Origin of the sequence: Streptomyces sp. NPDC007917, from assembly GCF_042959105.1 — a bacterium.
Classification (GTDB): domain Bacteria; phylum Actinomycetota; class Actinomycetes; order Streptomycetales; family Streptomycetaceae; genus Streptomyces.
Genome location: NZ_JBIBKK010000022.1, coordinates 60,197 through 85,234 on the forward strand (window position 1 = coordinate 60,197; position 25,038 = coordinate 85,234).

Here is a 25,038-nt window from a genome sequence, read left to right on the forward strand (position 1 = left end):
CGTGGCCGCCCGCAACAAGGCCCGCAAGCGGGCCTTCCAGATCCTGTTCGAGGCCGATCAGCGTGGCACCTCCGTGCAGACGGTTCTCGCGGACTGGATCCGGCACGCCCGAACCGACGACCGGCAGCCGCCGGTCAGCGAATACACGATGCAGCTCGTCGAGGGGTACGCCCGGTACACCGACCGGATCGACGAGCTGATCTCCACCTACGCGGTGAGCTGGACGCTGGACCGGATGCCGGTCGTCGACCGGAACATCCTGCGGCTCGGCGCTTACGAGCTGGTGTGGGAGGACGAGACTCCGGACGCCGTCGTGATCGACGAGGCGGTGCAGCTCGCCAAGGAGTTCTCCACCGATGACTCGCCGGCCTTTGTCAACGGTCTTCTCGGCCGCTTCAAGGAGCTGAAGCCGAGCCTGCGCCGGCCTACGGAGGCCTGAGCCCAACCCGAGCGCACAAAGCCGCCGGGGGCGGTGGAACCGAGTGGTTCCACCGCCCCCGGCGGTACGTTTCTGCTGGTCGATGTCGCTCTTCTGGTGACTCCCAAGAGGCCGCGCGCGGCGTCAGACGTCCTCGTGCTGGACCGCTCGGCGCGCATCGGCGCCCAGCACGCCCCAGCTGATCAGCTGCTCGGTGAGCACCGAAGGCGACTGGTCGTAGATCACGGCGAGGGTGCGCAGATCGTCCTGGCGGATCGACAGCACCTTGCCGTTGTAATCCCCGCGCTGGCTCTGGATCGTCGCGGCGTACCGCTGCAGCGGCCCCGCCTTCTCGACCGGCACATGGGCCAGCCGCTCGAGGTCCAGCACCAGCTTCGGCGGCGGCTCGGCGGCCCCCGCCGGGCTGGTGCCCGGAAGCAGCTCCTGGACCGGGACGCCGTAGAAGTCGGCCAGCTCGGCGAGGCGCTGCACGGTCACGGCACGGTCCCCGCGCTCGTACGAGCCGACCACGACGGCCTTCCAGCGGCCCTGGGACTTCTCCTCGACACCGTGGAGGGAGAGGCCCTGCTGGGTGCGGATGGCACGGAGCTTGGCTCCGAGCTGTTTGGCGTATTCGCTGGACATAAAGCTCCCCGGACGAAGACTGGTAACTCACTGTGAGGTTACGCAGCGTAATCTCCATTCGTCAAGCCGAACGGGGCGCAGGGGGGCTCCGCCAGGGGCGATGCCGGACCGGGGTGCCGTTCCTGCTACTGTGAATGGCGCAATTCCGACGTCCTTTAAGGTCCGTCCCGTGAGGCGGAGAAGGAGGTCCGTTTCGTATGGACGCACACACCACTGACGCAGCAGACACGGCAGCCGCGGCGCGCTCCGTGCTCGAGGCACCGGACATCGCCCGTGTTCTGACCCGCATCGCCCACGAGATCGTCGAGCGCGCCAAGGGCGCCGACGACGTGGTGCTCCTCGGCATTCCGACCCGTGGTGTGCACCTCGCCCGGCGGCTGGCCACACGGCTGGGGGAGATCACCGGCAAGGCGCCCGGCCAGGTGCCGGTCGGCTCGCTCGACATCACCATGTACCGCGACGACCTGCGGCTGCGCCCGGCCCGCGCGCTCGCCCGCACCGACATCCCCGGCGACGGCATCGACGGCCGTCTGGTGGTGCTGGTCGACGATGTGCTCTTCTCGGGCCGCACCATCCGCGCCGCCCTCGACGCCCTGGGCGACATCGGCCGGCCGCGCGCCGTCCAGCTCGCGGTCCTGGTCGACCGCGGCCACCGGGAGCTGCCGATCCGCGCCGACTACGTCGGCAAGAACCTCCCCACGTCGTTGCGGGAGACGGTCAAGGTCCAGCTCACCGAGGAGGACGGCCGCGACAGCGTGCTCCTCGGCGTGCGCGGGACCACCCCCGCGGACGGGCAGTAGCCCCGGCCGGAGCCGCCGCGGCACGGAACCACGGCCCCACGGCCGCCCACGGACTCAGCCGGCACCACCGGTCGGCGACCGCCGCGGGCCCGGTACGCCGGCCACGACGACGCCCCGCCTGCCCGCCGTACGCCTGAACATCTCCCTCACCCACGGAGCAACCGGATGAAGCGCCACCTCATCTCGGCCGCCGATCTCACGCGCGACGACGCCGTCCTGATCCTCGACACCGCCGAGGAGCTGGCCCGTATCGCCGACCGGCCGATCAAGAAACTGCCGACCCTGCGCGGCCGCACCGTCGTCAACCTGTTCTTCGAGGACTCCACCCGCACCCGCATCTCGTTCGAGGCGGCCGCCAAGCGGCTGTCCGCCGACGTGATCAACTTCTCCGCCAAGGGCTCCTCGGTCTCCAAGGGCGAGTCCCTGAAGGACACCGCGCTCACCCTGGAGGCGATGGGCGCCGACGCCGTCGTCATCCGCCACCACGCATCCGGCGCCCCGCACCGGCTGGCCACCTCCGGCTGGATCGGCGGCTCGGTCGTCAACGCCGGGGACGGCACCCACGAGCACCCCACCCAGGCGCTGCTGGACGCCTTTACCATGCGCCGCCATCTGACCTCGGGCACCGGGCAGGACCTGGCCGGGCGCCGGATCACGATCGTCGGCGACGTCCTGCACAGCCGGGTCGCCCGCTCCAACGTCCATCTGCTGTCCACCCTGGGCGCCGAGGTGACCCTGGTCGCCCCGCCGACCCTGGTGCCGTTCGCCGTCGAGAGCTGGCCGTGCGAGGTCTCGTACGACCTGGACGCGGTGGTCGGCAAGTCCGACGCCGTGATGATGCTGCGCGTCCAGCGCGAGCGGATGAACGCCGCCTTCTTCCCCACCGAGCGCGAGTACGCGCGCCGCTACGGGCTGGACGGCGACCGGATGGCCCGCATGCCCGAGCACGCCATCGTCATGCATCCCGGCCCCATGAACCGCGGCATGGAGATCACCGCCGAGGTCGCGGACTCCGACCGCTGCACCGCCGTCGAGCAGGTCGCCAACGGCGTCTCGATCCGCATGGCCGTCCTGTACCTGCTGCTCGGCGGGAACGAACCCGCCGTCGCCACGTCCCGCACCGCCACCGAGGAGAGCAAGTAACCATGAGCGACACCCACAAGACCCTCCTCCGCGGTGCGAAGGTCCTCGGCGGCGAGGAGCGGGACGTGCTGATCGAGGGCGAGCGGATCGCCGCCGTCGGCACCGGCGTCGAGGCGGGCGACGCCACCGTGATCGACGCCACGGGACAGATCCTGCTGCCCGGCCTCGTCGACCTCCACACCCATCTGCGCGAGCCCGGCCGCGAGGACTCCGAGACCGTCCTCACCGGCACCCGCGCGGCCGCCGCGGGCGGCTACACGGCCGTCCACGCCATGGCCAACACCTTCCCCGTCGCCGACACCGCGGGCGTCGTCGAGCAGGTGTGGCGGCTGGGCAAGGAGTCCGGCTACTGCGATGTGCAGCCCGTCGGCGCCGTCACCGTCGGCCTGGAGGGCAAGAAGCTCGCCGAGCTCGGCGCCATGCACGACTCCGCCGCGGGCGTGCGGGTCTTCTCCGACGACGGCAAGTGCGTGGACGACGCGGTGATCATGCGCCGTGCCCTGGAGTACGTGAAGGCCTTCGACGGCGTCATCGCCCAGCACGCCCAGGAGCCGCGGCTGACCGAGGGCGCCCAGATGAACGAGGGCGTGGTCTCCGCCGAGCTCGGGCTCGGCGGCTGGCCGGCCGTCGCCGAGGAGTCGATCATCGCCCGCGATGTGCTGCTCGCCGCGCACGTCGGCTCCCGGGTGCACATCTGCCACCTGTCCACCGCGGGCTCGGTCGAGATCGTCCGCTGGGCCAAGTCCAAGGGCTGGAACGTCACCGCCGAGGTCACCCCGCACCACCTGCTGCTCACCGACGAGCTCGTACGCTCCTACAACCCCGTCTACAAGGTGAACCCGCCGCTGCGCACCGAGGCCGACGTCATGGCGCTGCGCGAGGCGCTGGCCGACGGCACCATCGACTGCGTCGCCACCGACCACGCCCCGCATCCGCACGAGGACAAGGACTGCGAGTGGGGCGCGGCGGCCATGGGCATGGTCGGCCTGGAGACCGCGCTCTCCGTCGTCCAGCACACCATGGTCGACACCGGCCTGCTGGACTGGGCGGGCGTCGCCGACCGGATGTCGCACCGCCCCTCGGCCATCGGCCGGCTGGCCGGCCACGGGCGCCCCATCGCCCCCGGGGAGCCCGCCAACCTCACCCTGCTCGACTCCGCATACCGTGGTGTGGTGAACCCCGCGGGCTTCGCCTCCCGCAGCCGCAACACCCCCTACGAGGGCCGTGAACTGCCGGGCCGAGTGACGTACACCTTCCTGCGGGGCCGGGCGACGGTCGTGGACGGGAAACTGGCGTGACACCTCTCATCAACGCGGCGGCGGGCCCCCTCGGGGGCCTCGCGGCCGAGCAGAAGTCCCAGGACGTGACGGACTGGGCGGCGCGCATCGGCTGGGTGGCCGGGCTGCTGTTCCTCATCGCGCTCGTCTACTGGCTGATGCGCGAGGGCTGGAAGTGGCGGGGCACGCTCCAGGGCGACCTGCCCGAGCTGCCGCAGGCCCCGGCGGAGCCCGGGCCGGCCCGGCTCGCCCTGTCCGGCCGCTACCACGGCTCGACCACCGCCGGGCAGTGGCTCGACCGGATCGTCGCCCAGGGCCTGGGCACCCGCAGCCGCGCCGAGCTCACCCTGACCGAGCAGGGCGTCACCGTCGTACGGCCGGGGGCGCGTGACTTCTTCATCCCGGCCGGCAGCCTCCGCGGCGCCCGGCTCGACAAGGGCATCGCCGGCAAGGTCCTCACCGAGGGCGGCCTGCTGGTGATCACCTGGCAGCTGGGCGACCGCCTGATCGACTCCGGCTTCCGCTCCGACCACGCCGCCGAGCACGCCGCGTGGGTGGACGCCCTCACCGAACTCTCCGGCGGCCCCAGCGAAGCGGCCGCCCCCTCGCACGACACGGAAGGCGCACGATGACCACCTCCAACAGGGGAGCTGCAATGAACACGCGCCCCGCAGTCCTCGTCCTGGAGGACGGCCGCACCTTCCGCGGCCGGGCCTACGGGGCCGTGGGGGAGACCTTCGGCGAGGCGGTCTTCTCCACCGGCATGACCGGCTACCAGGAGACCCTGACCGACCCCTCGTACCACCGGCAGGTCGTCGTCATGACCGCCCCGCACGTCGGCAACACCGGCGTCAACGACGAGGACCCCGAGTCGAATCGGATCTGGGTCTCCGGCTATGTGGTCCGCGACCCCGCCCGGGTGCCCTCCAACTGGCGCTCGCGCCGCTCCCTGGACGAGGAGCTGGCCGCCCAGGGCGTCGTCGGCATCAGCGGGATCGACACCCGCGCCCTCACCCGCCATCTGCGCGAGCGCGGCGCCATGCGCGTCGGCATCTTCTCCGGGCAGGAGATCGCCGACGAGGCCGCGCTGCTGGCCAAGGTGCGGGCCGTACCGCAGATGAAGGGCGCGGACCTGAGCGGCGAGGTCGCCGCCACGGAGCGTTATGTCGTCCCCGCGATCGGCACCAAGCGGTTCACCGTCGCCGCGGTCGACCTCGGCATCAAGGGCATGACCCCGCACCGGATGGCCGAGCGCGGCATCGAGGTGCACGTCCTGCCCGCGACCGCGACGGCTGACGACGTGTACGCGGTCAACCCGGACGGGGTGTTCTTCTCCAACGGCCCGGGCGACCCGGCCACCGCCGACCACCCGGTCTCCGTGATGAGGGCCGTCCTGGAGCGCTCCACCCCGCTGTTCGGCATCTGCTTCGGCAACCAGATCCTCGGCCGCGCGCTCGGCTTCGGCACGTACAAGCTCAAGTACGGCCACCGCGGCATCAACCAGCCGGTCCAGGACCGCACCACCGGCAAGGTCGAGGTCACCGCGCACAACCACGGCTTCGCCGTCGACGCCCCGCTGGACGGGCCCTCCGACACCCCCTACGGGCGGGTCGTGGTCTCCCATGTGTGCCTCAACGACAACGTGGTCGAGGGCCTCCAGCTGCTCGACCGCCCCGCGTTCAGCGTCCAGTACCACCCCGAGGCCGCCGCGGGCCCGCACGACGCGGCCTACCTGTTCGACCGCTTTGTCTCCCTGATGGAGGGCCAGCGTGCCTAAGCGCACCGACATCCAGTCCGTTCTGGTCATCGGCTCCGGCCCGATCGTCATCGGCCAGGCCGCCGAGTTCGACTACTCCGGCACCCAGGCCTGCCGCGTCCTCAAGGCGGAGGGGCTGCGGGTCGTCCTGGTCAACTCCAACCCGGCCACGATCATGACCGACCCGGAGATCGCCGACGCGACGTACGTCGAGCCGATCACCCCGGAGTTCGTCGAGAAGATCATCGCCAAGGAGCGCCCCGACGCGCTGCTGCCCACCCTCGGCGGGCAGACCGCGCTCAACACCGCGATCTCCCTGCACGAGGCGGGCACGCTCGAGAAGTACGGCGTCGAGCTGATCGGCGCCAACGTCGAGGCCATCCACAAGGGCGAGGACCGCGACCTCTTCAAGGACGTCGTGGAGGCCGTCCGCGCCAAGATCGGCCACGGCGAGTCCGCCCGCTCGGTCATCTGCCACTCCATGGACGACGTCCTCGCGGGCGTCGACCAGCTCGGCGGCTACCCCGTCGTCGTGCGCCCCTCCTTCACCATGGGCGGCGCCGGCTCCGGCTTCGCCCACGACGAGGAGGAGCTGCGCCGCATCGCCGGCCAGGGCCTGGCGCTCTCGCCCACCACCGAGGTGCTGCTCGAAGAGTCCATCCTCGGCTGGAAGGAGTACGAGCTGGAGCTGATGCGCGACAAACACGACAACGTCGTGGTCGTCTGCTCCATCGAGAACTTCGACCCGATGGGCGTGCACACCGGAGACTCGATCACCGTCGCGCCCGCGATGACCCTCACCGACCGCGAGTACCAGGTCCTGCGCGACATCGGCATCGCCGTCATCCGCGAGGTCGGCGTCGACACCGGCGGCTGCAACATCCAGTTCGCGGTCAACCCCGCCGACGGCCGGGTCATCGTCATCGAGATGAACCCGCGCGTCTCGCGCTCCTCGGCCCTGGCCTCCAAGGCCACCGGCTTCCCCATCGCCAAGATCGCGGCCAAGCTCGCCGTCGGCTACACCCTCGACGAGATCCCGAACGACATCACGCAGGAGACCCCGGCCTCCTTCGAGCCGACGCTCGACTACGTGGTCGTCAAGGCCCCGCGGTTCGCCTTCGAGAAGTTCCCGAGCGCCGACTCCACCCTCACCACCACCATGAAGTCGGTGGGCGAGGCCATGGCGATCGGCCGCAACTTTACCGAGGCGCTGCAGAAGGCGCTGCGCTCGCTGGAGAAGAAGGGCAGCCAGTTCTCGTTCGTGGGCGACCCCGGCGACAAGGCCGCCCTGCTGGAGGAGGCCCGGCGCCCGACCGACGGCCGTATCAACACGGTCATGCGGGCCATCCGGGCCGGGGCCACGCAGGAAGAGGTCTTCGAGGCCACGAAGATCGACCCGTGGTTCGTCGACCAGCTCTTCCTGATCAAGGAGATCGCCGACGAGCTCGCGGGCGCCGAGAAGCTGGAGCCGGAGCTGCTGGCCGAGGCCAAGCGGCACGGCTTCTCCGACGCCCAGATCGCGGCCATCCGCTCGCTGCGCGAGGACGTGGTCCGCGAGGTGCGGCATGCGCTGGGGGTGCGCCCCGTCTACAAGACCGTGGACACCTGCGCCGCCGAGTTCGCCGCCAGGACCCCGTACTTCTACTCCTCCTACGACGAGGAGTCCGAGGTCGCGCCGCGTGAGAAGCCCGCGGTGATCATCCTGGGCTCGGGCCCCAACCGGATCGGCCAGGGCATCGAGTTCGACTACTCGTGTGTGCACGCCTCCTTCGCGCTGCACGACGCGGGCTACGAGACCGTCATGGTCAACTGCAACCCGGAGACCGTCTCCACCGACTACGACACCTCCGACCGGCTCTACTTCGAGCCGCTCACCCTGGAGGACGTGCTGGAGATCGTCCACGCCGAGCAGCAGGCGGGCCCGGTCGCGGGCGTCGTCGTCCAGCTCGGCGGCCAGACCCCCCTCGGCCTGGCCCAGGCGCTCAAGGACAACGGCGTGCCCATCGTCGGCACCTCGCCCGAGGCGATCAACCTCGCGGAGGAGCGCGGCGCCTTCGGCCGGGTGCTGACCGAGGCCGGGCTGCCCGCGCCCAAGTACGGCACCGCCTTCTCCTTCGAGGAGGCCAAGGGCATCGCCGCCGAGATCGGCTACCCGGTCATGGTCCGCCCCTCGTACGTCCTGGGCGGCCGCGGCATGGAGATCGTCTACGACGAGCCCTCGCTCGCGGCCTATCTGGAGCGGCACGCCGGGCTGATCTCCGAGCACCCGGTCCTCATCGACCGCTTCCTCGACGACGCCATCGAGATCGACGTGGACGCGCTCTACGACGGCCAGGAGCTCTACCTCGGCGGCGTCATGGAGCACATCGAGGAGGCCGGCATCCACTCCGGCGACTCGGCCTGCGCGCTGCCCCCGATCACCCTCGGCGGCTTCGACATCAAGCGGCTGCGGTCCTCCACCGAGGCCATCGCGCGCGGCGTCGGGGTGCGCGGGCTGATCAACATCCAGTTCGCCATGGCCGGGGACATTCTCTACGTCCTGGAGGCGAACCCGCGCGCCTCCCGCACGGTCCCCTTCACCTCCAAGGCCACCGCCGTGCCGCTCGCCAAGGCCGCCGCCCGCATCTCGCTGGGCGCGACCATCGCCGAGCTGCGCGCCGAGGGACTGCTGCCGAGCAGCGGTGACGGCGGCACGCTCCCGCTGGACGCGCCGATCTCCGTCAAGGAGGCCGTGATGCCGTGGAGCCGGTTCCGCGACGCCTCCGGGCGCGGTGTGGACACCGTCCTCGGCCCGGAGATGCGCTCCACCGGCGAGGTCATGGGCATCGACTCGGTCTTCGGCGCGGCGTACGCCAAGTCGCAGGCCGGGGCGTACGGGGCGCTGCCCACCAAGGGCCGGGCGTTCGTGTCCGTCGCCAACCGCGACAAGCGCTCGATGATCTTCCCGGCCCGTGAGCTGGTCGCCCTCGGTTTCGAGCTGCTGGCCACCTCCGGCACCGCCGAGGTGCTCAAGCGCAACGGCATCAACGCGACCGTGGTGCGCAAGCAGAGCGAGGGCGAGGGGCCGGGCGGCGAGAAGACCATCGTCCGGCTCATCCACGACGGCGAGGTCGACCTGATCGTCAACACCCCCTACGGCACCGGCGGCCGCCTGGACGGCTATGAGATCCGCACGGCGGCCGTGGCCCGCGGCATCCCCTGCCTGACCACGGTCCAGGCCCTGGCGGCCGCCGTCCAGGGCATCGAGGCGCTCGGCCGGGGCGCGGTCGGCGTCCGGTCCCTGCAGGAGCACGCGGAGCACCTGACCGCGGCCCGGGAGCAGTAGCGGCGGGTGGGGGACGCCGGGGCTCCGCCCGCCGGCGTCCCCCACGCCCGTCCCGGCGTCCCCCACCGTCCCCTCCCGCGCCCGTCCCGCGCCTCTCCCGTGCGCCGCCGGCGCGCGGGACGCGCAGAAAGTCCGCCATGTACCAGCTTTTCTTCCGTCTCGTCTTCCGCCACATGGACCCGGAGCGGGCGCACCACCTGGCCTTCGGCTGGATCCGGCTGGCCGCCCGCGTCCCGGTCCTGAGGACCTTCGTCGCGGCCCTCCTCGCTCCGCGCCACCGGGCGCTGCGCACCGAGGCGTTCGGCCTGCGCATGCACGGGCCCTTCGGGCTCGCGGCCGGATTCGACAAGAACGCCGTCGGCATCGACGGCATGGCCATGGTCGGCTTCGACCATGTGGAGATCGGCACGGTCACCGCCCAGCCGCAGCCCGGCAACCCCAGGAAGCGACTCTTCCGCCTGGTCGCGGACCGGGCGCTGATCAACCGGATGGGCTTCAACAACGAGGGCTCGGCGGCCGTGGCCGCCCGCCTCGCGGCCCGTCGCGCCGGCCGCCCCGCCTTCCGGACCACGGTCGGCGTCAACATCGGCAAGACCAAGGTCGTCCCGGAGGCGGAAGCCGTCGCCGACTATGTGACCTCCACCGAGCGGCTGGCCGGCCACGCCGACTACCTCGTCGTCAACGTCTCCTCGCCCAACACCCCCGGGCTGCGCGACCTCCAGGCCGTGGACCAGCTGCGGCCCCTGCTGAGCGCCGTGCGCGAGGCCGCGGACCGCACGGTCCCCGGCCGCCGGGTGCCGCTCCTGGTCAAGATCGCGCCCGACCTCGCCGACGAGGACGTGGACGCGGTCGCCGACCTCGCGGTCGAGCTGGGCCTGGACGGCGTCATCGCCACCAACACCACCATCGCCCGCGACGGCCTCGGCCTGCGCTCCGGGGCCGAGCTCACCGGTGAGACCGGCGGCCTGTCCGGGGCGCCCCTCAAAGAGCGCTCCCTGGAGGTGCTGCGCCGCCTGTACGCCCGGGTCGGCGACCGGATCACGCTGGTGGGCGTGGGTGGGATCGAGACCGCCGACGACGCCTGGGAGCGGATCCTGGCCGGGGCCACGCTGGTCCAGGGCTACAGCGGTTTCATCTACGAGGGCCCGTTCTGGAGCCGCCGCATCCACCGCGGCCTCGCGGCCAGGCTCGCGGCGAGCCCGTACGCCACGCTCGCCGACGCGGTCGGCGCCGAGGCCCACACGGCCGGCCAGGCCGGCCAGGCCGACCAGGCCGACCAGGCCGACAAGGAGAACGCATGACCCCCTTCGGTGCGCGCCTGCGCGGCGCCATGGACGCCCGCGGCCCGCTGTGCGTCGGGATCGACCCGCACGCCTCGCTGCTCGCCGACTGGGGGCTCGGGGACGACATCGCGGGCCTGGAGCGGTTCACCCGTACGGTCGTGGACGCCCTCGCCGAGCGGGTCGCGGTCCTCAAGCCGCAGTCCGCGTTCTTCGAGCGCTTCGGCTCGCGCGGCATCGCGGTGCTGGAGCGGGCCGTCGCGGACGCCCGGGCCGCGGGGGCGCTGGTGCTGATGGACGCCAAGCGCGGCGACATCGGCTCCACGATGGCCGCGTACGCCTCGGCGTACCTGGACCCCGGCAGCCCGCTGTTCTCGGACGCCGTCACCGTCAGCCCGTATCTGGGGTTCGGCTCGCTGCGCCCGGCGCTGGACGCGGCGCGGGCGAGCGGATCGGGGGTCTTCGTCCTGGCGCTGACCTCCAACCCGGAGGGCGCCGAGGTGCAGCACGCGGTGCGGGCCGGCGGGGCGACGGTCGCCGCCACGGTGCTCGATCACCTCAGGGCGGAGAACGCGGAGGAGGCCCGCGCGGGCCTCCTCGGCTCCTACGGCGCGGTCGTCGGGGCGACGCTGGGGGGCGCGGCGGGGGAGGCCGGGGCGGATCTGGCGATCGGCGGCCCGCTGCTGGCTCCGGGCATCGGCGCCCAGGGCGCGACGCCCGAGGACCTTCCGGGGGTCTTCGGCGCGGCGGTGCGGAATGTGGTCCCGAGCGTCAGCCGGGGGGTGCTCCGGCACGGTCCCGACCCGGCTTCGCTGGCCTCGGCGGCGCTCCGAATGGCTGATCAAGTGCGCGCGGTGGCCGAATAACCGGGTTATTTTGCCCCTAAATGTCCAAGTCGAGCGAGTCTGACCAGGACTTTTCGTCTGTTCTCGCTGACTGGAGCGGAATGGGCCGCTAGTCTCCGATCAGAGCCAACGCGCAGCTGCGTTGCGCGTTGCTCCCCAGGTGAGGGGCGACTAGGTTCCTCACCGGTCCGTATCCGACAGTTCGACATCCGAGGTGACGTAGGCGTGGCTCTTCCGCCCCTTACCCCTGAACAGCGCGCAGCCGCGCTCGAAAAGGCCGCCGCGGCTCGCCGGGAGCGCGCCGAGGTCAAGAATCGGCTCAAGCACTCCGGCGCTTCCCTGCACGAGGTCATCAAGCAGGGCCAGGAGAACGATGTCATCGGCAAGATGAAGGTGTCCGCTCTCCTGGAGTCCCTGCCTGGCGTCGGCAAGGTCCGCGCCAAGCAGATCATGGAGCGGCTCGGCATTTCCGAGAGCCGTCGTGTCCGCGGTCTGGGCTCCAACCAGATCGCATCGCTTGAGCGTGAGTTCGGCGGCGCCGCCGGCTGACGTTTCCAGGCACTCCGGGGAACCTGGATAATCGCTGCATGGCAGCACACTCCCGGGGGGCGACCCCCGTACCCCCGGACGCACGTCCGCGGCTGACCGTGCTCTCCGGCCCTTCCGGGGTCGGCAAGAGCACGGTCGTCGCTCATATGCGCAAGGCACACCCTGAGGTGTGGCTCTCGGTCTCGGCCACCACCCGCAAGCCGCGCCCCGGCGAGCGCCACGGTGTCCAGTACTTCTTCGTGGACGACGGGGAATTCGACAAGCTCATCGCCAACGGTGAGCTGCTGGAGTGGGCCGAGTTCGCGGGCAACCGCTACGGCACTCCGCGCGAGGCGGTCCAGGACCGCCTCGCCGCGGGGGAGCCGGTGCTGCTGGAGATCGACCTGCAGGGCGCCCGCCAGGTCCGCGAGTCCATGCCGGACGCGCAGCTGGTCTTCCTCGCCCCACCGAGCTGGGAGGAGCTGGTGCGCCGGCTCACCGGCCGGGGGACCGAGCCGCCCGAGGTGATCGAGCGCAGGCTGGAGGCCGCGAAGACCGAGCTGGCCGCCGAGCCCGAGTTCGATGTGACCTTGGTCAATACCTCCGTCGAGGACGTGGCGCAAGAGCTGCTAACCTTGATGCGAGTCGTTTGATCTTCCCTGGCCTCCACCGCGCCGGCCCCGGCCGAAGCGCCGGTCGCCAGTCATCAAAACACTGATCGAATTTCTCACTTCTTCATCACCCGTTCGGAAGGCAGAGAGTGTCCTCTCCCATCACCGCGCCCGAGGGCATCATCAACCCGCCGATTGATGAGCTGCTCGAGGCCACCGACTCCAAGTACAGCCTGGTGATCTACGCGGCCAAGCGCGCCCGCCAGATCAACGCGTACTACTCGCAGCTCGGCGAGGGCCTGCTCGAGTACGTCGGTCCGCTGGTGGACACCCACGTCCACGAGAAGCCGCTGTCGATCGCGCTCCGCGAGATCAACGCCGGCCTGCTGACCTCCGAGGCCATCGAGGGCCCGGCCCAGTAGCCCGGTCCAGTAGTTGGAACTCCCACCACGGGCCTGGCGGCATGACCGCCGGGCCCGTGGTGTGTCATGGGTACGTACGCAACGGGGCCGCGCGTGGCGGAGAGGCGAGCGATGGACAAGCCCAAGGTCGTCCTGGGGGTCAGCGGCGGGATCGCCGCCTACAAGGCGTGTGAGCTGCTGCGCCGCCTCACCGAGTCAGGCCATCAGGTACGGGTCGTGCCGACCGCCTCGGCGCTCCACTTCATCGGGGCGGCGACCTGGTCGGCCCTGTCCGGCAACCCGGTCGCCACCGAGGTCTGGGACTCCGTCCACGAGGTCCCGCACGTGCGCATCGGCCAGTCCGCGGACCTCGTCGTGGTCGCCCCCGCCACCGCCGACCTGCTCGCCAAGGCCGCCCACGGCCTCGCCGACGACCTGCTCACCAACACGCTGCTCACCGCCCGGTGCCCGGTCGTCTTCGCGCCCGCCATGCACACCGAGATGTGGGAGCACCCGGCCACCCAGGAGAACGTGGCCACGCTGCGCCGCCGTGGGGCCGTCGTCATCGAGCCCGCCGTCGGGCGGCTGACCGGCGTGGACACCGGCAAGGGGCGGCTGCCCGAGCCGGAAGAGATCTTCGAGGTCTGCCGCCGGGTGCTCGCCGGCGGCGCCGGGGAGCGCCGCCTCGACCTCGCCGGACGCCATGTCGTGGTGAGCGCCGGGGGCACCCGTGAGCCCCTGGACCCGGTGCGCTTCCTCGGCAACCGCTCCTCCGGCAAGCAGGGCTACGCCCTGGCCCGGGCCGCCGTCGCCCGCGGCGCCCGGGTGACCTTGGTCTCGGCCAACAGCGCGCTGCCCGACCCGGCCGGCGCCGATGTGGTGCGGGTGGGCACCGCGCTGCAGCTGCGCGAGGCGGTGGTCAAGGCCGCCGCCGACGCCGACGCCGTGGTGATGGCCGCGGCCGTCGCCGACTTCCGGCCCGCGACCTACGCCGAGGGAAAGATCAAGAAGCGGGACGGCCGGGAGCCCGACCCGATCGCCCTGGTCCGCAACCCGGACGTGCTCGCGGAGATCTCCGCCGACCGCGCCCGGCCCGGGCAGATCGTCGTGGGCTTCGCCGCCGAAACCGACGACGTGCTCGCCAACGGGCGCGCCAAGCTCGCCCGCAAGGGCTGTGACCTGCTGGTCGTCAACGAGGTCGGGGAGCACAAGACCTTCGGCTCGGAGGCCAACGAGGCCGTCGTCCTGGCGGCCGACGGCACCGAGACACCGGTGCCGTACGGGCCCAAGGAGGTCCTCGCCGACACGGTCTGGGATCTGGTCGCCCCCCGCCTCGGCTGATCGGCGCCCCGCACGGCCGGCGCCGGGCCGGCCGATCGGTCAGCATCGGGCCAACGGAGGGAATGACATTTTCCTGCCTCCCTGACAAGGCTGAATTTCCGGTCAGGGAGAGGTATGTTCCACGTCACGGCCTGCCCGTCCTGTGGGACGGGGATGCTCGACCGGTAACCATGCCGGATAAACTGGCCGAGGAACCGCACCGGGCGCAGCTCCCGAGCGGTCCCACCCATGATCAGCCAGCAGCCGCTGCAACCCCAGGGAGCGATGTGTCCCGCCGCCTGTTCACCTCGGAATCAGTGACCGAGGGTCACCCCGACAAGATCGCTGACCAGATCAGCGACACCATCCTCGACGCGCTCCTGAAGGAGGACCCGACCTCCCGGGTCGCCGTCGAGACTTTGATCACCACCGGCCTGGTGCATGTGGCCGGTGAGGTGACGACCAAGGCGTACGCACCGATCGCCACGCTCGTGCGCAACAAGATCCTCGAGATCGGCTACGACTCGTCGAAGAAGGGCTTCGACGGAGCCTCGTGCGGCGTCTCGGTGTCGATCGGCTCCCAGTCCCCGGACATCGCGCAGGGTGTCGACGCGGCGTACGAGGCCCGGGTCGAGGGCGATGACGACGAGCTGGACAAGCAGGGCGCGGGCGACCAGGGCCTGATGTTCGGCTTCGCCTGCGACGAGACCCCCGAGCTGATGCCGCTGCCGATCAACCTGGCCCACCGGCTCTCCCGCCGCCTCACCGAGGTGCGCAAGAACGGGACCATCCCCTACCTGCGCCCGGACGGCAAGACGCAGGTCACCATCGAGTACGACGGCAACAAGCCGGTCCGCCTGGACACGGTGGTCGTCTCCTCGCAGCACGCCTCCGACATCGACCTCGACTCGCTGCTGGCACCGGACATCCGGGAGTTCGTGGTCGAGCACGTCCTGAACGGGCTCGTCGAGGACGGCATCAAGCTGGACACCGACGGCTACCGCCTGCTGGTCAACCCCACCGGACGGTTCGAGATCGGCGGCCCCATGGGTGACGCCGGCCTCACCGGCCGGAAGATCATCATCGACACCTACGGCGGCATGGCCCGCCACGGCGGCGGCGCCTTCTCCGGCAAGGACCCGTCCAAGGTCGACCGCTCCGCCGCGTACGCCATGCGCTGGGTCGCCAAGAACGTCGTCGCGGCCGGCCTGGCCTCGCGCTGCGAGGTGCAGGTCGCCTACGCGATCGGCAAGGCCGAGCCGGTCGGCCTGTTCGTCGAGACCTTCGGCACGGCCACGATCGACCCCGAGAAGATCGAGCAGGCCATCTCCGAGGTCTTCGACCTCCGCCCGGCCGCGATCATCCGCGACCTCCACCTGCTGCGCCCGATCTACGCCGCGACGGCGGCGTACGGCCACTTCGGCCGTGAGCTGGAGGACTTCACCTGGGAGCGCACCGACCGGGTGGACGCGCTCCGCACGGCCGTGGGTCTGTAAGGGCCCCCTGTACCGAATCGGACACCGGCCCGGGCGCCCTGATGAAAGGGGCAAGCCCGGGCCGGTGTCCGTGTCGTCTGCTAAGACTGGAGCTGTGAGCAGCGACAACGGGCGGCCGGGGCCCGCGGCGGGGGAGCCGCGGGGGGAGCAGCTCGCGCTCATCCGCGAGAGCGTGCGCAAGGCCAAGGCGCCGAAGGCCAAGCCGCGGACATGGCGGGGGGCCGCGCTGGCGCGGGAGCTGCCGGTGGCCAAGGTGCTGGTGGACAAGGGCCCGGTGCACCTGGACAAGCTGTGGGACTACGCCGTGCCCGCCGAGATGGACGCCGAGGCCAGGCCGGGCGTGCGGGTGCGGGTGCGGTTCGGGGCCGGCACGGGGAAGGTGCGCGAGGGGCGCCGGGAGGGCGGGGGGCTGCTCGACGGGTACATCGTCGAGCGGGTCGCCGAGTCCGACTACCGGGGGCCGCTGGCCGCCCTCGCGCAGGTGCTCTCGCCGGAGCCGGTGCTGGGGCCCGGGCTGCTCGCGCTGTGCCGGGCGGTCGCCGACCGGTACGCGGGGTCGCTCGCCGACGTGCTGCAGCTGGCCGTGCCCAAGCGGAACGCGCGGGCCGAGAGCGAGCCCTCCCCGCCGCCGCTGCCGCCCCCGGCGGCTCCCGCGGCCGGGAGCTGGGAGCGCTATCCGGCCGGACCCCGGTTTCTGGACGCGCTCGCGGGCGGCGGGACGCCGCGGGCGGTGTGGACCGCGCTGCCCGGGCCGCACTGGCCGCGCGAATGGGCCCTCGCGGTGGCCGCCACCCTCGCCTCGGGGCGCGGCGCGCTCGTCGTCGTCCCCGACGGGCGGACGGCCGCGCGGGTCGACGCGGCGCTCACCGAAGTGCTCGGCGGGACGGGGCGGCATGTGCTGCTCACCGCGGACCTCGGGCCCGAGGAGCGCTACCGGCGGTGGCTGGCCGTCAGCCGGGGCTCGGTCAGGGCCGTGGTGGGCACCCGGGCTGCCATGTTCGCGCCTGTCAGGGACCTGGGGCTGGTGGGGATCTGGGACGACGGCGACCAGAGCCACAGCGATGACCACGCGCCGTGCCCGCACGCCCGCGACGTCCTGCTGCTGCGCGCGGTCCATGAGCGGACGGGCTTTCTGCTGGGCGATCTCGGCCGCACGGTGGAGGCCGCCCAACTGGTGGAGAACGGCTGGGCCAGACCCCTGGAGGCCGACCGAGAGCAGGTCCGCGCCGCTGCCCCGCTGATCCGTACGGTCGACGAGGGCGAGGTCGCCCGGGACGCGGAGGCGCGCGCCGCCCGGCTGCCCACGCTCGCCTGGCAGACCGTACGGGAGGCGCTGACCCGGGGCCCGGTGCTGGTGCAGGTGCCGCGCCGTGGATACGTACCCCGGCTGGCCTGCGAGCGCTGTCGCGAGCCCGCGCGCTGCGCGCACTGCGCAGGGCCCCTGGAGGCCCGGGACGCGGACCGGCTGGCGTGCGGCTGGTGCGGCCGGGCCGAGACCTCCTGGCGGTGCGCCGAATGCGGTGGTGTGCGGCTGCGGGCGCGGATCGTCGGCGCCCGGCGGACCGCCGAGGAGCTGGGCCGGGCGTTCCCGGCGGTGCCGGTACGGACCTCCGGGCGCGACCATGTGCTGGACCGGGTGCCGGACCGCCCGGCGCTCGTGGTCAGCACCCCGGGCGCCGAGCCGGTCGCCGACGGCGGGTACGCGGCGGCGCTGCTGCTCGACGGCTGGGCCCTGCTCGGCCGCCCCGACCTGCGGGCGGGCGAGGAAGCGCTGCGCCGCTGGCTGGACGCGGCGGCGCTGGTGCGGGGCCAGGGGAACGGCGGCCTTGTCGTGGTGACGGCCGAGCCGACGCAGCGGCCGGTGCAGGCGCTGGTGCGCTGGGACCCGGCCGGTTACGCGGCGCGGGAGCTGGCCGAGCGGGCCCTGCTGGGCTTTCCGCCGGTCTCCCGGATGGCCTCGGTCGCCGGCCCCGCCGAGGCGGTAGCCGAGCTGATCGCCGCGGCCCGGCTTCCGGAGGGCACCGAGACCCTTGGCCCGGTGCCGCTGCCCCTGACCGAGCCCGGCCGTCCGCGCCGCCCCGGTCAGCCGCCGCCGGGGGAGGAGTGGCAGCGGGCGCTGCTGCGTGTGCGCCCCGGACAGGGCAGCGCCCTCGCGGCCGCGGTCAAGGCGGCGAAGGCGCAGCGGATGGCCCGGGGCGAGAGGGACCCGGCGGTGCGGATCGACCCCCTCGACATCGGCTGACGCGCCGCGACGTGACCCGCGGGGTCTCAGCCGTTGCGCGGGTTGGGGAGCGCGCCCGGGCGGGGCTCCTCGCGCAGCGCCGGGGCGGGCTGCGGTGGCATCGAGCGCGCCGCGGGCACCGCCGGCAGGGCGCCCGGCTCCGCGGTGCGCACCGACGCCTCGGCGCCCTCGGCGGCGGCGGCGCTCTGCGCGGCGGCCCGGCGCGCCCCGTAACGCCGGTGCACCGCCTGCTTGGTGACGCCGAGCGCCGAGCCCACCGCGTCCCAGGAGAAGCCGAGCGAGCGGTCGAAGTCCACGGCGGCGGTGACCAGCGTCTCGACGCTGTCCCGCAGCTCCTGGGCCAGGCGCACCGTGGGCGCCGGGGCGCGCCCGTAGACGACGAAGCCCGCGGACGGGCCGCTGCGCCGCGGACGGTAGACATTGCCGAGCTGGGCGGTGAGCGTGCGCAGCGCGTCCACCTGTCGGCGGACCCGCTCGATGTCCCGGACCAGGAGGTGCAGGCTGGCCCGTGCCTGGGCGTCGTGGGTTGCGTGGTCGGCCATGAACAAGCCTCTCGAATCCGGCGTTTGATACTCGAAGACAGGGGACGGGAAGTCGGAAACGCGTCGGGCCGCCGCAGCGGCCCGACGCGGTCAATCTGCCTTGACTGCCTTGACCAACGCGGCACCCGCCCGTCGGTCACGGTCCGGGGGCGTGCGCCACCGCTTTCGTACGCCCCCCGGAGCGCGGCGCCTAGACTGGTGCGCTGTTCCCGCTGCGCGTTGAGAGGTAGTTCGCCACCCATGAGGCTCGTCTTCGCCGGTACTCCCGAGGTCGCCCTGCCCGCCCTGGACGCGCTGATCGCGTCCGACCGGCATGAGGTGGTGGCCGTCGTCACCCGGCCGGACGCACCGGCCGGGCGCGGCCGGCGGCTGGTGGCCAGTCCGGTCGCCGAGCGCGCGGCGGAGGCGGGGATCGAGGTGCTCAAGCCGGCCAAGCCGCGCGACCCGGAGTTCCTGGACCGGCTGCGCGGGATCGCGCCGGACTGCTGCCCGGTGGTCGCCTACGGCGCGCTGCTGCCCAAGGCGGCGCTGGAGATCCCCGCGCACGGATGGGTCAATCTGCACTTCTCGCTGCTGCCGGCCTGGCGCGGCGCGGCCCCCGTGCAGCACGCGGTGCTGGCGGGCGACGAGGTGACCGGCGCCTCGACCTTCCTGATCGAGGAGGGCCTGGACTCCGGTCCGGTGTACGGGGTGGTGACGGAGGACGTACGGCCCACGGACACCAGCGGCGATCTGCTGACGCGGCTGTCCCTGGCCGGGGCCGGGCTGCTGGCCGCCACCATGGACGGCATCGAGGACGGCACCCTGCGCGCCGAGCCGCAGCCCGCCGAGGGCGTCTCGCTCGCGCCGAAGATCAACGTCGAGGACGCGGAGATCGACTGGGCCGCGCCCGCGCTCCGCGTCGACCGGCTGGTACGGGCCTGCGCCCCCGCGCCGGGGGCGTGGACCACCTTCCGCGGGGAGCGGCTGAAGGTGAACGCGGCGGCGCTGGTGACGGACCGTACGGACCTGGCGCCCGGCGAACTCGCTGTCACGAAGAAGGCCGTGTACGCAGGCACGGGCAGCCACGCCGTGGAGCTGTCGTGGGTGCGGCCGCAGGGCAAGCGGCCGATGCCCGGGGCCGACTGGGCGCGCGGGGTGCGGATCGCCCAGGGCGAGCGGCTGGGCGGATAGCGCGTATCGCGTCCCGTGCTTCGAGCGCGGGACGGAGTGAGTTGACCTCAACAATGGTTCAAGTCTTACGGTCCTGAGGTGTGCCGCCGGTCCGCAAGAGCCGCGATCCAGGGACGGCACCCCGAGACCCACGGAGGTGCGCGATGGACATGGAAGCCACCGCCATGCATTCGCTCTACCGGACCGCGATGGCCAACGACGACAGACGTCCCTTCTCCCGCGAGACCCTGCGGCGTATCGGCGGCTTCGCCCGACCCCACCGCCGCCGCCTCGCCTTCTTCCTGGTCAGCAGCGTCGTCACGGCCGTGCTCGCGGTCGCCACCCCGCTGCTCGCCGGCCGGGTCGTCGACGCGATCGTGCACCGCTCCAGCCAGGGCACCGTCCTCGGTCTCGCGGCGCTCATCGCCGTCATCGCGGTCGCCGAGGCCGCGCTCGGGCTGTTCACCCGCTGGATGTCGGCGAACATCGGCGAAGGGCTCATCCTCGACCTGCGCACCGCCGTGTACGACCACGTACAGCGCCTGCCCATCGCCTTCTTCACCCGCACCCGCACCGGCGCCCTGGTCAGCCGGCTCAACAACGATGTCATCGGCGCGCAGCGGGCGTTCAGCGACACCCTCTCCGGGGTGGTGGGCAATCTGGTGACCCTGCTGCTCACGCTCGCGGTGATGTTCGGCATCTCCTGGCAGATCACCCTGCTCGCACTGGTGCTTCTGCCGATGTTCCTGCTGCCCGCCCGGCGCGTCGGCGGCAAGCTGGCGCGGCTGCGGCGCGAGGCGGCCGACCACAACGCCACCATGGGCACCCAGATGACCGAGCGCTTCTCCGCGCCCGGCGCCACGCTCGTCAAGCTCTTCGGCCGGCCCGACGAGGAGTCCGCCGAGTTCGCGGCGCGGGCCCGGCGGGTGCGCGACATCGGGGTGCGCACCGCGATGGTGCAGACCTCCTTCGTCACCGCCCTGACCCTCGTCTCCGCCCTGGCCCTCGCCCTCGTCTACGGCCTCGGCGGCTACTACGCGCTGCGCGGCCGGCTCGACCCCGGCGCCGTCGTCGCCCTCGCGCTGCTGCTCACCCGGCTGTACGCGCCGCTGACCGCGCTGGCCGGCGCCCGGGTGGAGGTGATGAGCGCCCTGGTCAGCTTCGAGCGGGTCTTCGAGGTGCTGGACCTCACGCCGCTGATCGCCGAGAAGCCGGACGCCCGGCCGGTGCCCGACGGGCCCGTGTCGGTGGAGTTCGACCACGTGGACTTCGGCTACCCGTCGGCGGACAAAATCTCCCTCGCCTCCCTGGAAGAGGTGGCGACCCTGGACACCCGGGGCGGGGAGCAGGTGCTGCACTCGGTGTCCTTCCGCGCCGAACCAGGGCAGATGGTCGCGCTGGTGGGCTCCTCGGGCGCCGGGAAGTCGACCATCGCGCAGCTGCTGCCCAGGCTCTACGACGCCGACGGCGGCGCGGTGCGGCTGTCGGGCGTGGACGTCCGCGACCTGACGGCCGAGTCCATCCGCCGCACCCTCGGCATGGTCACCCAGGACGGCCACCTCTTCCACGACTCGATCCGCGCCAACCTGCTGCTGGCCCGGCCCGGGGCGACGGAGGAGGAGCTGTGGGAGGTGCTGCGCCGGGCCCGCCTCGACGGGCTGATCGCGGCCCTGCCCGACGGCCTGGACACCGTGGTCGGCGAGCGCGGCTACCGGCTGTCCGGCGGCGAGCGCCAGCGGCTGACCATCGCCCGGCTGCTGCTGGCCCGCCCCCGTGTGGTGATCCTCGACGAGGCCACCGCCCACCTGGACTCCACCTCCGAGGCGGCGGTCCAGGAGGCGCTCGCCGAGGCGCTGGACGGGCGGACCGCGGTGGTCATCGCCCACCGGCTGTCCACCGTACGGGCCGCGGACCTCATCCTGGTCGTCGAGGACGGGCGGATCGTGGAGCGCGGTACGCACACCGCGCTGCTCGCGGCTGGCGGGCGCTACGAGGAGCTGTACCGCACCCAGTTCGAGCAGCATGACGCGACGGCGCTGATCGAAGCTCCGGCCCAGGCGGCCAAGGGCGCCCTGAACTGAACCCGGCCCCGGCCGTAGGCTGGGACACCTCGAAGCCCCATCCCTCCCCGGAGCACATTTCCCGTGAGTCCCCAGCCCGGCCGTCCCCGCCGCAGCGCCCCCGGCACGTCCTACCGGCGCCCGAAGAAGGACCCCGTCCGGATCCTCGCCTTCGAGGCGCTGCGGGCCGTCGACGAGCGCGACGCGTACGCGAACCTCGTCCTGCCGCCGCTGCTGCGCAAGGCCCGCCAGGACAGCACGGAGGCCAAGCCCTTCGACGCGCGGGACGCCGCGCTGGCCACCGAGCTCGTCTACGGCACACTGCGCCGCCAGGGCACCTACGACGCGATCATCGCCGAGTGCGTGGACCGGCCGCTGCGCGAGGTGGACCCGCCCGTGCTGGATGTGCTCAGCCTCGGCGCGCACCAGCTGCTCGGCACCCGTATCCCCACCCACGCCGCCGTCTCGGCGAGCGTCGAGCTGGCGCGGGTGGTGCTCGGCGACGGGCGGGCGAAGTTCGTCAACGCCGTGCTGCGCAAGATCGCGGCCGATGACCTCGACGGCTGGCTGGAGAAGGTCGCCCCGCCGTACGACGAGGACCCCGAGGAGCACCTGGCCATCGTCCACTCGCATCCGCGGTGGATCGTCTCCGCCCTGTGGGACGCGCTGGGCGGCGGCAGCGCCGGGGTCGAGGATCTGCTGGAGGCCGACAACGAACGGCCCGAGGTCACCCTCGTCGCCCGGCCGGGCCGCAGCACGACCGAGGAGCTGACGGCGGCGGTCGGCGAGGGCTCCGCGCTGCCGGGCCGCTGGTCCCCGTACGCCGTGCGGCTCGCCGAGGGCGGCGAGCCGGGGGCGCTGGACGCGGTCCGCGAGGGGCGCGCGGGGGTGCAGGACGAGGGCAGCCAGCTGGTCGCCCTGGCGCTGGCCGGCGCGCCGCTCACCGGGCCGGACGAGCGCTGGCTGGACGGCTGCGCGGGCCCCGGCGGCAAGGCGGCGCTGCTCGGCGCGCTGGCCGCGGAGCGGGGCGCCGCGCTGCTCGCCTCGGAGAAGCAGCCGCACCGGGCGGGCCTGGTGGAGCGGGCGCTGGCGGGCAACCCCGGCCCGTACCAGGTGATCGCGGCGGACGGCACCCGGCCGCCGTGGCGCCCCGGCACCTTCGACCGGGCCCTGGTGGACGTGCCCTGCACCGGCCTCGGCGCCCTGCGCCGCCGCCCCGAGGCGCGCTGGCGGCGCCGCCCCGAGGACCTGGCGGGCTTCGCGCCGCTGCAGCGGGGGCTGCTGCGCGAGGCGCTGACCGCGGTGCGCGTGGGCGGTGTGGTCGGCTATGCGACCTGTTCGCCGCACCTCGCCGAGACGCGGGCCGTGGTCGAGGACGTCCTCAAGGGCCGCGGCGGCTCCGCGCCCGCCGCCGAGTGGATCGACGCCCGGCCGCTGATGCCCGGGGTGCCCGAGCTCGGGGACGGCCCGGATGTGCAGCTGTGGCCGCATGTGCACGGCACGGACGCGATGTATCTGGCGCTGCTGCGGCGTACGGACTGACGATGCGTCCGGACATCAGGGCCGGAGGTCCCGGTGCACGGCGCGGGCGACGGCCTCGACGGTGGCGACTCCGGCGGCCATGGTGCGGTTGTCCTGGGTCAGCACGGTGAGGGTGTAGCCGGGGCCGCCGCCCGTGAAGACGCCGATGCTGTGCACCCGCCAGCCGTGTGCGGCGCGGGACAGCCAGCCGTTCTTCACATGGACCCGCACGGTGTCCGGGGCGCCCGCCGGGGTGCCCCAGCGCTGGGAGGGCACCACCTTGCCCATCAGATCGAGGACGTACGCGCGGGCGCCGTCGCTCAGCACCGGGTTCGGGGTGGTCACCAGGTCCAGGAGCCTCATCTCGTCGCGCGCGGTGATCTGGGTCAGGCCCCAGTGGTTGTCGGCGCCGGGGACGGTCCGGGGCATCCGCGCGGCCCGCAGAAACGCCGCGACCCTCCCGGCGCCCAGCTGCCGCCACAGCGTGCTGGTGGCGGCGTTGTCCGACTTGGTGATCATGGCGGTGGCCAGGGCGGACTCCCGCGGGGTGAGCTGCCGGTGGTGCTGGTCCGCGTCCCACAGCAAGGCGGCCAGGACGGTCACCTTGACCACGCTCGCGGAGTCGAAGGCCCGGTCCGCGCGCAGGGTGCACACCGTGTGGGTGGCGGGGTCGCGCAGGGCGACCGCGGCCGCCTCGGGTCTGCCGCGCAGCGCCGTGGCGATGTCCGTGGAGAGCCTGGTGGCCAGGCCCGGCCGGGCGGAGGTGCACACCGGCCGCCATGCCGCCGCCGGGGCGGCCCCCGCCCCGGCGGCCGGTGCCACCAGCAGCCCCGCGGCCAGGGCCACGGACAGGGCGCCCCGGACGAGCCGGGGCCGGTGCGGTGTCGCGGAGGTGCCGTGTCGCGTCATGACTGTGATCACCCGGGTCCATGGACCGGCGGCGGTCGTGGCAGGCTGGTGCCATGGCCGTGCAGATCAATCCCAGCATCCTGTCCGCCGACTTCTCCCGACTCGCGGAGGAAGCCAAGGCCGTCGAGGGTGCCGACTGGCTCCATGTCGATGTGATGGACAACCACTTCGTTCCCAACCTGACTCTCGGCGTGCCGGTGGTCGAGGCGCTGGGCAAGGCGACGGACACGCCGCTGGACTGCCATCTGATGATCGAGGACCCGGACCGGTGGGCCCCGCAGTACGTCGAGGCGGGCGCGGGCTCGGTGACCTTCCACGCCGAGGCCGCCGCCGCCCCCGTACGGCTGGCCCGCGAGATCCGGGCCAAGGGCGCCCGGGCGTCGCTGGCGCTCAAGCCCGCCACCCCCATCGACCAGTACGAGGACCTGCTGCCCGAGCTGGACATGGTGCTGGTGATGACGGTTGAGCCGGGCTTCGGCGGGCAGGCGTTCCTCGACATCATGCTGCCGAAGATCCGGCGCACCCGCGAGCTGATCTCCAAGCACGGCCTGGAGATCTGGCTGCAGGTGGACGGCGGGGTCTCGGCCTCTACGATCGAGCGGTGCGCCGAGGCCGGAGCCGATGTGTTCGTCGCCGGGTCCGCGGTCTACGGGGCACAGGACCCGGCCAAGGCGGTGCAGGAGCTGCGTGGTCTGGCCCGCCAGGCCACCCCCATCGCGCGGCGTGCGGAAGACGGGCCCGCGACCGCGCGATGAACTCATGGGTAA

General features: G+C 72.9%; 22 protein-coding genes. 19 read left to right on the forward strand and 3 right to left on the reverse strand.

The features are described 5' to 3' along the window. Position 1: 1 nt before the first annotated feature. On the forward strand, positions 2 to 439 hold the full coding sequence (gene nusB / locus ACFZDL_RS33715) for a transcription antitermination factor NusB (protein WP_353591496.1): 438 nt from the start codon (positions 2 to 4) through the stop codon (positions 437 to 439). Positions 440 to 562: 123 nt separating this feature from the next. Here nusB and bldD read toward each other — a convergent pair whose 3' ends face one another. Beyond that, positions 563 to 1,063, reverse strand: a complete 501-nt coding sequence (gene bldD / locus ACFZDL_RS33720; RefSeq protein WP_014056259.1) for a transcriptional regulator BldD — start codon at positions 1,061 to 1,063, stop codon at positions 563 to 565. 197 nt (positions 1,064 to 1,260) lie between these two features. Here bldD and pyrR point away from each other — a divergent pair, with 197 nt between their 5' ends. The 14 genes from pyrR to ACFZDL_RS33790 all read left to right on the forward strand — a co-directional run bounded on the left by pyrR (position 1,261) and on the right by ACFZDL_RS33790 (position 18,087). Beyond that, on the forward strand, positions 1,261 to 1,863 hold the full coding sequence (gene pyrR, locus ACFZDL_RS33725; protein ID WP_353591495.1) for a bifunctional pyr operon transcriptional regulator/uracil phosphoribosyltransferase PyrR: 603 nt from the start codon (positions 1,261 to 1,263) through the stop codon (positions 1,861 to 1,863). Between the two features lie 165 nt (positions 1,864 to 2,028). Then, entirely contained in the window at positions 2,029 to 3,006 is a 978-nt protein-coding gene (locus ACFZDL_RS33730) for an aspartate carbamoyltransferase catalytic subunit (protein ID WP_353591494.1), read from the forward strand. A 2-nt stretch (positions 3,007 to 3,008) separates the two neighbouring features. Beyond that, a complete protein-coding gene (locus ACFZDL_RS33735) occupies positions 3,009 to 4,304 on the forward strand; it encodes a dihydroorotase (protein ID WP_353591493.1) in 1,296 nt (431 codons plus the stop codon). Beyond that, positions 4,301 to 4,915, forward strand: a complete 615-nt coding sequence (locus tag ACFZDL_RS33740) for a hypothetical protein (protein ID WP_353591492.1) — start codon at positions 4,301 to 4,303, stop codon at positions 4,913 to 4,915. The genes ACFZDL_RS33735 and ACFZDL_RS33740 overlap by 4 nt, the downstream gene beginning before the upstream one ends. Further along, entirely contained in the window at positions 4,912 to 6,060 is a 1,149-nt protein-coding gene (gene carA / locus ACFZDL_RS33745; protein ID WP_353591491.1) for a glutamine-hydrolyzing carbamoyl-phosphate synthase small subunit, read from the forward strand. Before ACFZDL_RS33740 ends, carA begins: the two co-directional genes overlap by 4 nt. Beyond that, a complete protein-coding gene (gene carB, locus ACFZDL_RS33750) occupies positions 6,053 to 9,364 on the forward strand; it encodes a carbamoyl-phosphate synthase large subunit (protein WP_353591490.1) in 3,312 nt (1,103 codons plus the stop codon). Before carA ends, carB begins: the two co-directional genes overlap by 8 nt. Before the next feature lie 137 nt (positions 9,365 to 9,501). Beyond that, positions 9,502 to 10,665, forward strand: a complete 1,164-nt coding sequence (locus ACFZDL_RS33755; RefSeq protein WP_353591489.1) for a quinone-dependent dihydroorotate dehydrogenase — start codon at positions 9,502 to 9,504, stop codon at positions 10,663 to 10,665. Then, positions 10,662 to 11,510, forward strand: coding sequence for an orotidine-5'-phosphate decarboxylase (pyrF, locus tag ACFZDL_RS33760; RefSeq protein ID WP_353591488.1), 849 nt, complete (start codon positions 10,662 to 10,664; stop codon positions 11,508 to 11,510). Before ACFZDL_RS33755 ends, pyrF begins: the two co-directional genes overlap by 4 nt. A gap of 204 nt (positions 11,511 to 11,714) precedes the next feature. Next, positions 11,715 to 12,038, forward strand: coding sequence for an integration host factor (locus ACFZDL_RS33765; protein WP_009713618.1), 324 nt, complete (start codon positions 11,715 to 11,717; stop codon positions 12,036 to 12,038). 38 nt (positions 12,039 to 12,076) lie between these two features. Beyond that, a complete protein-coding gene (gmk, locus tag ACFZDL_RS33770) occupies positions 12,077 to 12,670 on the forward strand; it encodes a guanylate kinase (RefSeq protein ID WP_319692040.1) in 594 nt (197 codons plus the stop codon). 107 nt (positions 12,671 to 12,777) lie between these two features. Further along, positions 12,778 to 13,050, forward strand: a complete 273-nt coding sequence (gene rpoZ / locus ACFZDL_RS33775; protein WP_319692041.1) for a DNA-directed RNA polymerase subunit omega — start codon at positions 12,778 to 12,780, stop codon at positions 13,048 to 13,050. A 111-nt stretch (positions 13,051 to 13,161) separates the two neighbouring features. Then, a complete protein-coding gene (coaBC, locus tag ACFZDL_RS33780; protein WP_353591487.1) occupies positions 13,162 to 14,370 on the forward strand; it encodes a bifunctional phosphopantothenoylcysteine decarboxylase/phosphopantothenate--cysteine ligase CoaBC in 1,209 nt (402 codons plus the stop codon). Between the two features lie 266 nt (positions 14,371 to 14,636). Beyond that, entirely contained in the window at positions 14,637 to 15,845 is a 1,209-nt protein-coding gene (gene metK, locus ACFZDL_RS33785) for a methionine adenosyltransferase (RefSeq protein ID WP_353591486.1), read from the forward strand. A 94-nt stretch (positions 15,846 to 15,939) separates the two neighbouring features. After that, on the forward strand, positions 15,940 to 18,087 hold the full coding sequence (locus ACFZDL_RS33790) for a primosomal protein N' (protein WP_353591485.1): 2,148 nt from the start codon (positions 15,940 to 15,942) through the stop codon (positions 18,085 to 18,087). 26 nt (positions 18,088 to 18,113) lie between these two features. On the opposite strand, the gene ACFZDL_RS33795 is transcribed toward ACFZDL_RS33790, so the two are convergent. Beyond that, positions 18,114 to 18,629: a hypothetical protein gene (locus tag ACFZDL_RS33795; protein ID WP_353591483.1), complete on the reverse strand. Its 516-nt coding sequence runs from the start codon at positions 18,627 to 18,629 to the stop codon at positions 18,114 to 18,116. Positions 18,630 to 18,869: 240 nt separating this feature from the next. On the opposite strand from ACFZDL_RS33795, the gene fmt reads away from it, so the two are divergent. The 3 genes from fmt (at position 18,870) to ACFZDL_RS33810 (ending at position 23,383) form a co-directional block, all read left to right on the forward strand. After that, on the forward strand, positions 18,870 to 19,802 hold the full coding sequence (fmt, locus tag ACFZDL_RS33800) for a methionyl-tRNA formyltransferase (protein ID WP_353591482.1): 933 nt from the start codon (positions 18,870 to 18,872) through the stop codon (positions 19,800 to 19,802). Positions 19,803 to 19,945: 143 nt separating this feature from the next. Next, positions 19,946 to 21,862: an ABC transporter ATP-binding protein gene (locus ACFZDL_RS33805; RefSeq protein WP_353591481.1), complete on the forward strand. Its 1,917-nt coding sequence runs from the start codon at positions 19,946 to 19,948 to the stop codon at positions 21,860 to 21,862. Between the two features lie 63 nt (positions 21,863 to 21,925). Continuing rightward, positions 21,926 to 23,383, forward strand: a complete 1,458-nt coding sequence (locus ACFZDL_RS33810) for a transcription antitermination factor NusB (protein WP_353591480.1) — start codon at positions 21,926 to 21,928, stop codon at positions 23,381 to 23,383. Between the two features lie 15 nt (positions 23,384 to 23,398). On the opposite strand, the gene ACFZDL_RS33815 is transcribed toward ACFZDL_RS33810, so the two are convergent. Then, positions 23,399 to 24,271 carry a serine hydrolase gene (locus ACFZDL_RS33815; protein ID WP_353591479.1) on the reverse strand — a complete coding sequence of 291 codons (873 nt, stop codon included), beginning with the start codon at positions 24,269 to 24,271 and terminating at the stop codon, positions 23,399 to 23,401. A gap of 53 nt (positions 24,272 to 24,324) precedes the next feature. Between ACFZDL_RS33815 and rpe the strand changes: the two genes are divergently transcribed. Then, a complete protein-coding gene (rpe, locus tag ACFZDL_RS33820; protein ID WP_353591478.1) occupies positions 24,325 to 25,026 on the forward strand; it encodes a ribulose-phosphate 3-epimerase in 702 nt (233 codons plus the stop codon). Positions 25,027 to 25,038: the final 12 nt, after the last annotated feature.

What these genes read in the sequence shown, in the direction of transcription:
- pyrR (WP_353591495.1), top strand. Translation starts at nt 1,261, where the DNA reads ATGGACGCACACACCACTGACGCAGCAGACACGGCAGCCGCGGCGCGC.
- carA (WP_353591491.1), top strand. Translation starts at nt 4,912, where the DNA reads ATGACCACCTCCAACAGGGGAGCTGCAATGAACACGCGCCCCGCAGTC.
- ACFZDL_RS33735 (WP_353591493.1), top strand. Translation starts at nt 3,009, where the DNA reads ATGAGCGACACCCACAAGACCCTCCTCCGCGGTGCGAAGGTCCTCGGC.
- pyrF (WP_353591488.1), top strand. Translation starts at nt 10,662, where the DNA reads ATGACCCCCTTCGGTGCGCGCCTGCGCGGCGCCATGGACGCCCGCGGC.
- gmk (WP_319692040.1), top strand. Translation starts at nt 12,077, where the DNA reads ATGGCAGCACACTCCCGGGGGGCGACCCCCGTACCCCCGGACGCACGT.
- fmt (WP_353591482.1), top strand. Translation starts at nt 18,870, where the DNA reads ATGAGGCTCGTCTTCGCCGGTACTCCCGAGGTCGCCCTGCCCGCCCTG.
- ACFZDL_RS33755 (WP_353591489.1), top strand. Translation starts at nt 9,502, where the DNA reads ATGTACCAGCTTTTCTTCCGTCTCGTCTTCCGCCACATGGACCCGGAG.
- coaBC (WP_353591487.1), top strand. Translation starts at nt 13,162, where the DNA reads ATGGACAAGCCCAAGGTCGTCCTGGGGGTCAGCGGCGGGATCGCCGCC.
- bldD (WP_014056259.1), bottom strand. Translation starts at nt 1,063, where the DNA reads ATGTCCAGCGAATACGCCAAACAGCTCGGAGCCAAGCTCCGTGCCATC.
- rpe (WP_353591478.1), top strand. Translation starts at nt 24,325, where the DNA reads ATGGCCGTGCAGATCAATCCCAGCATCCTGTCCGCCGACTTCTCCCGA.
- ACFZDL_RS33815 (WP_353591479.1), bottom strand. Translation starts at nt 24,271, where the DNA reads ATGACGCGACACGGCACCTCCGCGACACCGCACCGGCCCCGGCTCGTC.
- ACFZDL_RS33730 (WP_353591494.1), top strand. Translation starts at nt 2,029, where the DNA reads ATGAAGCGCCACCTCATCTCGGCCGCCGATCTCACGCGCGACGACGCC.
- ACFZDL_RS33795 (WP_353591483.1), bottom strand. Translation starts at nt 18,629, where the DNA reads ATGGCCGACCACGCAACCCACGACGCCCAGGCACGGGCCAGCCTGCAC.
- ACFZDL_RS33805 (WP_353591481.1), top strand. Translation starts at nt 19,946, where the DNA reads ATGGACATGGAAGCCACCGCCATGCATTCGCTCTACCGGACCGCGATG.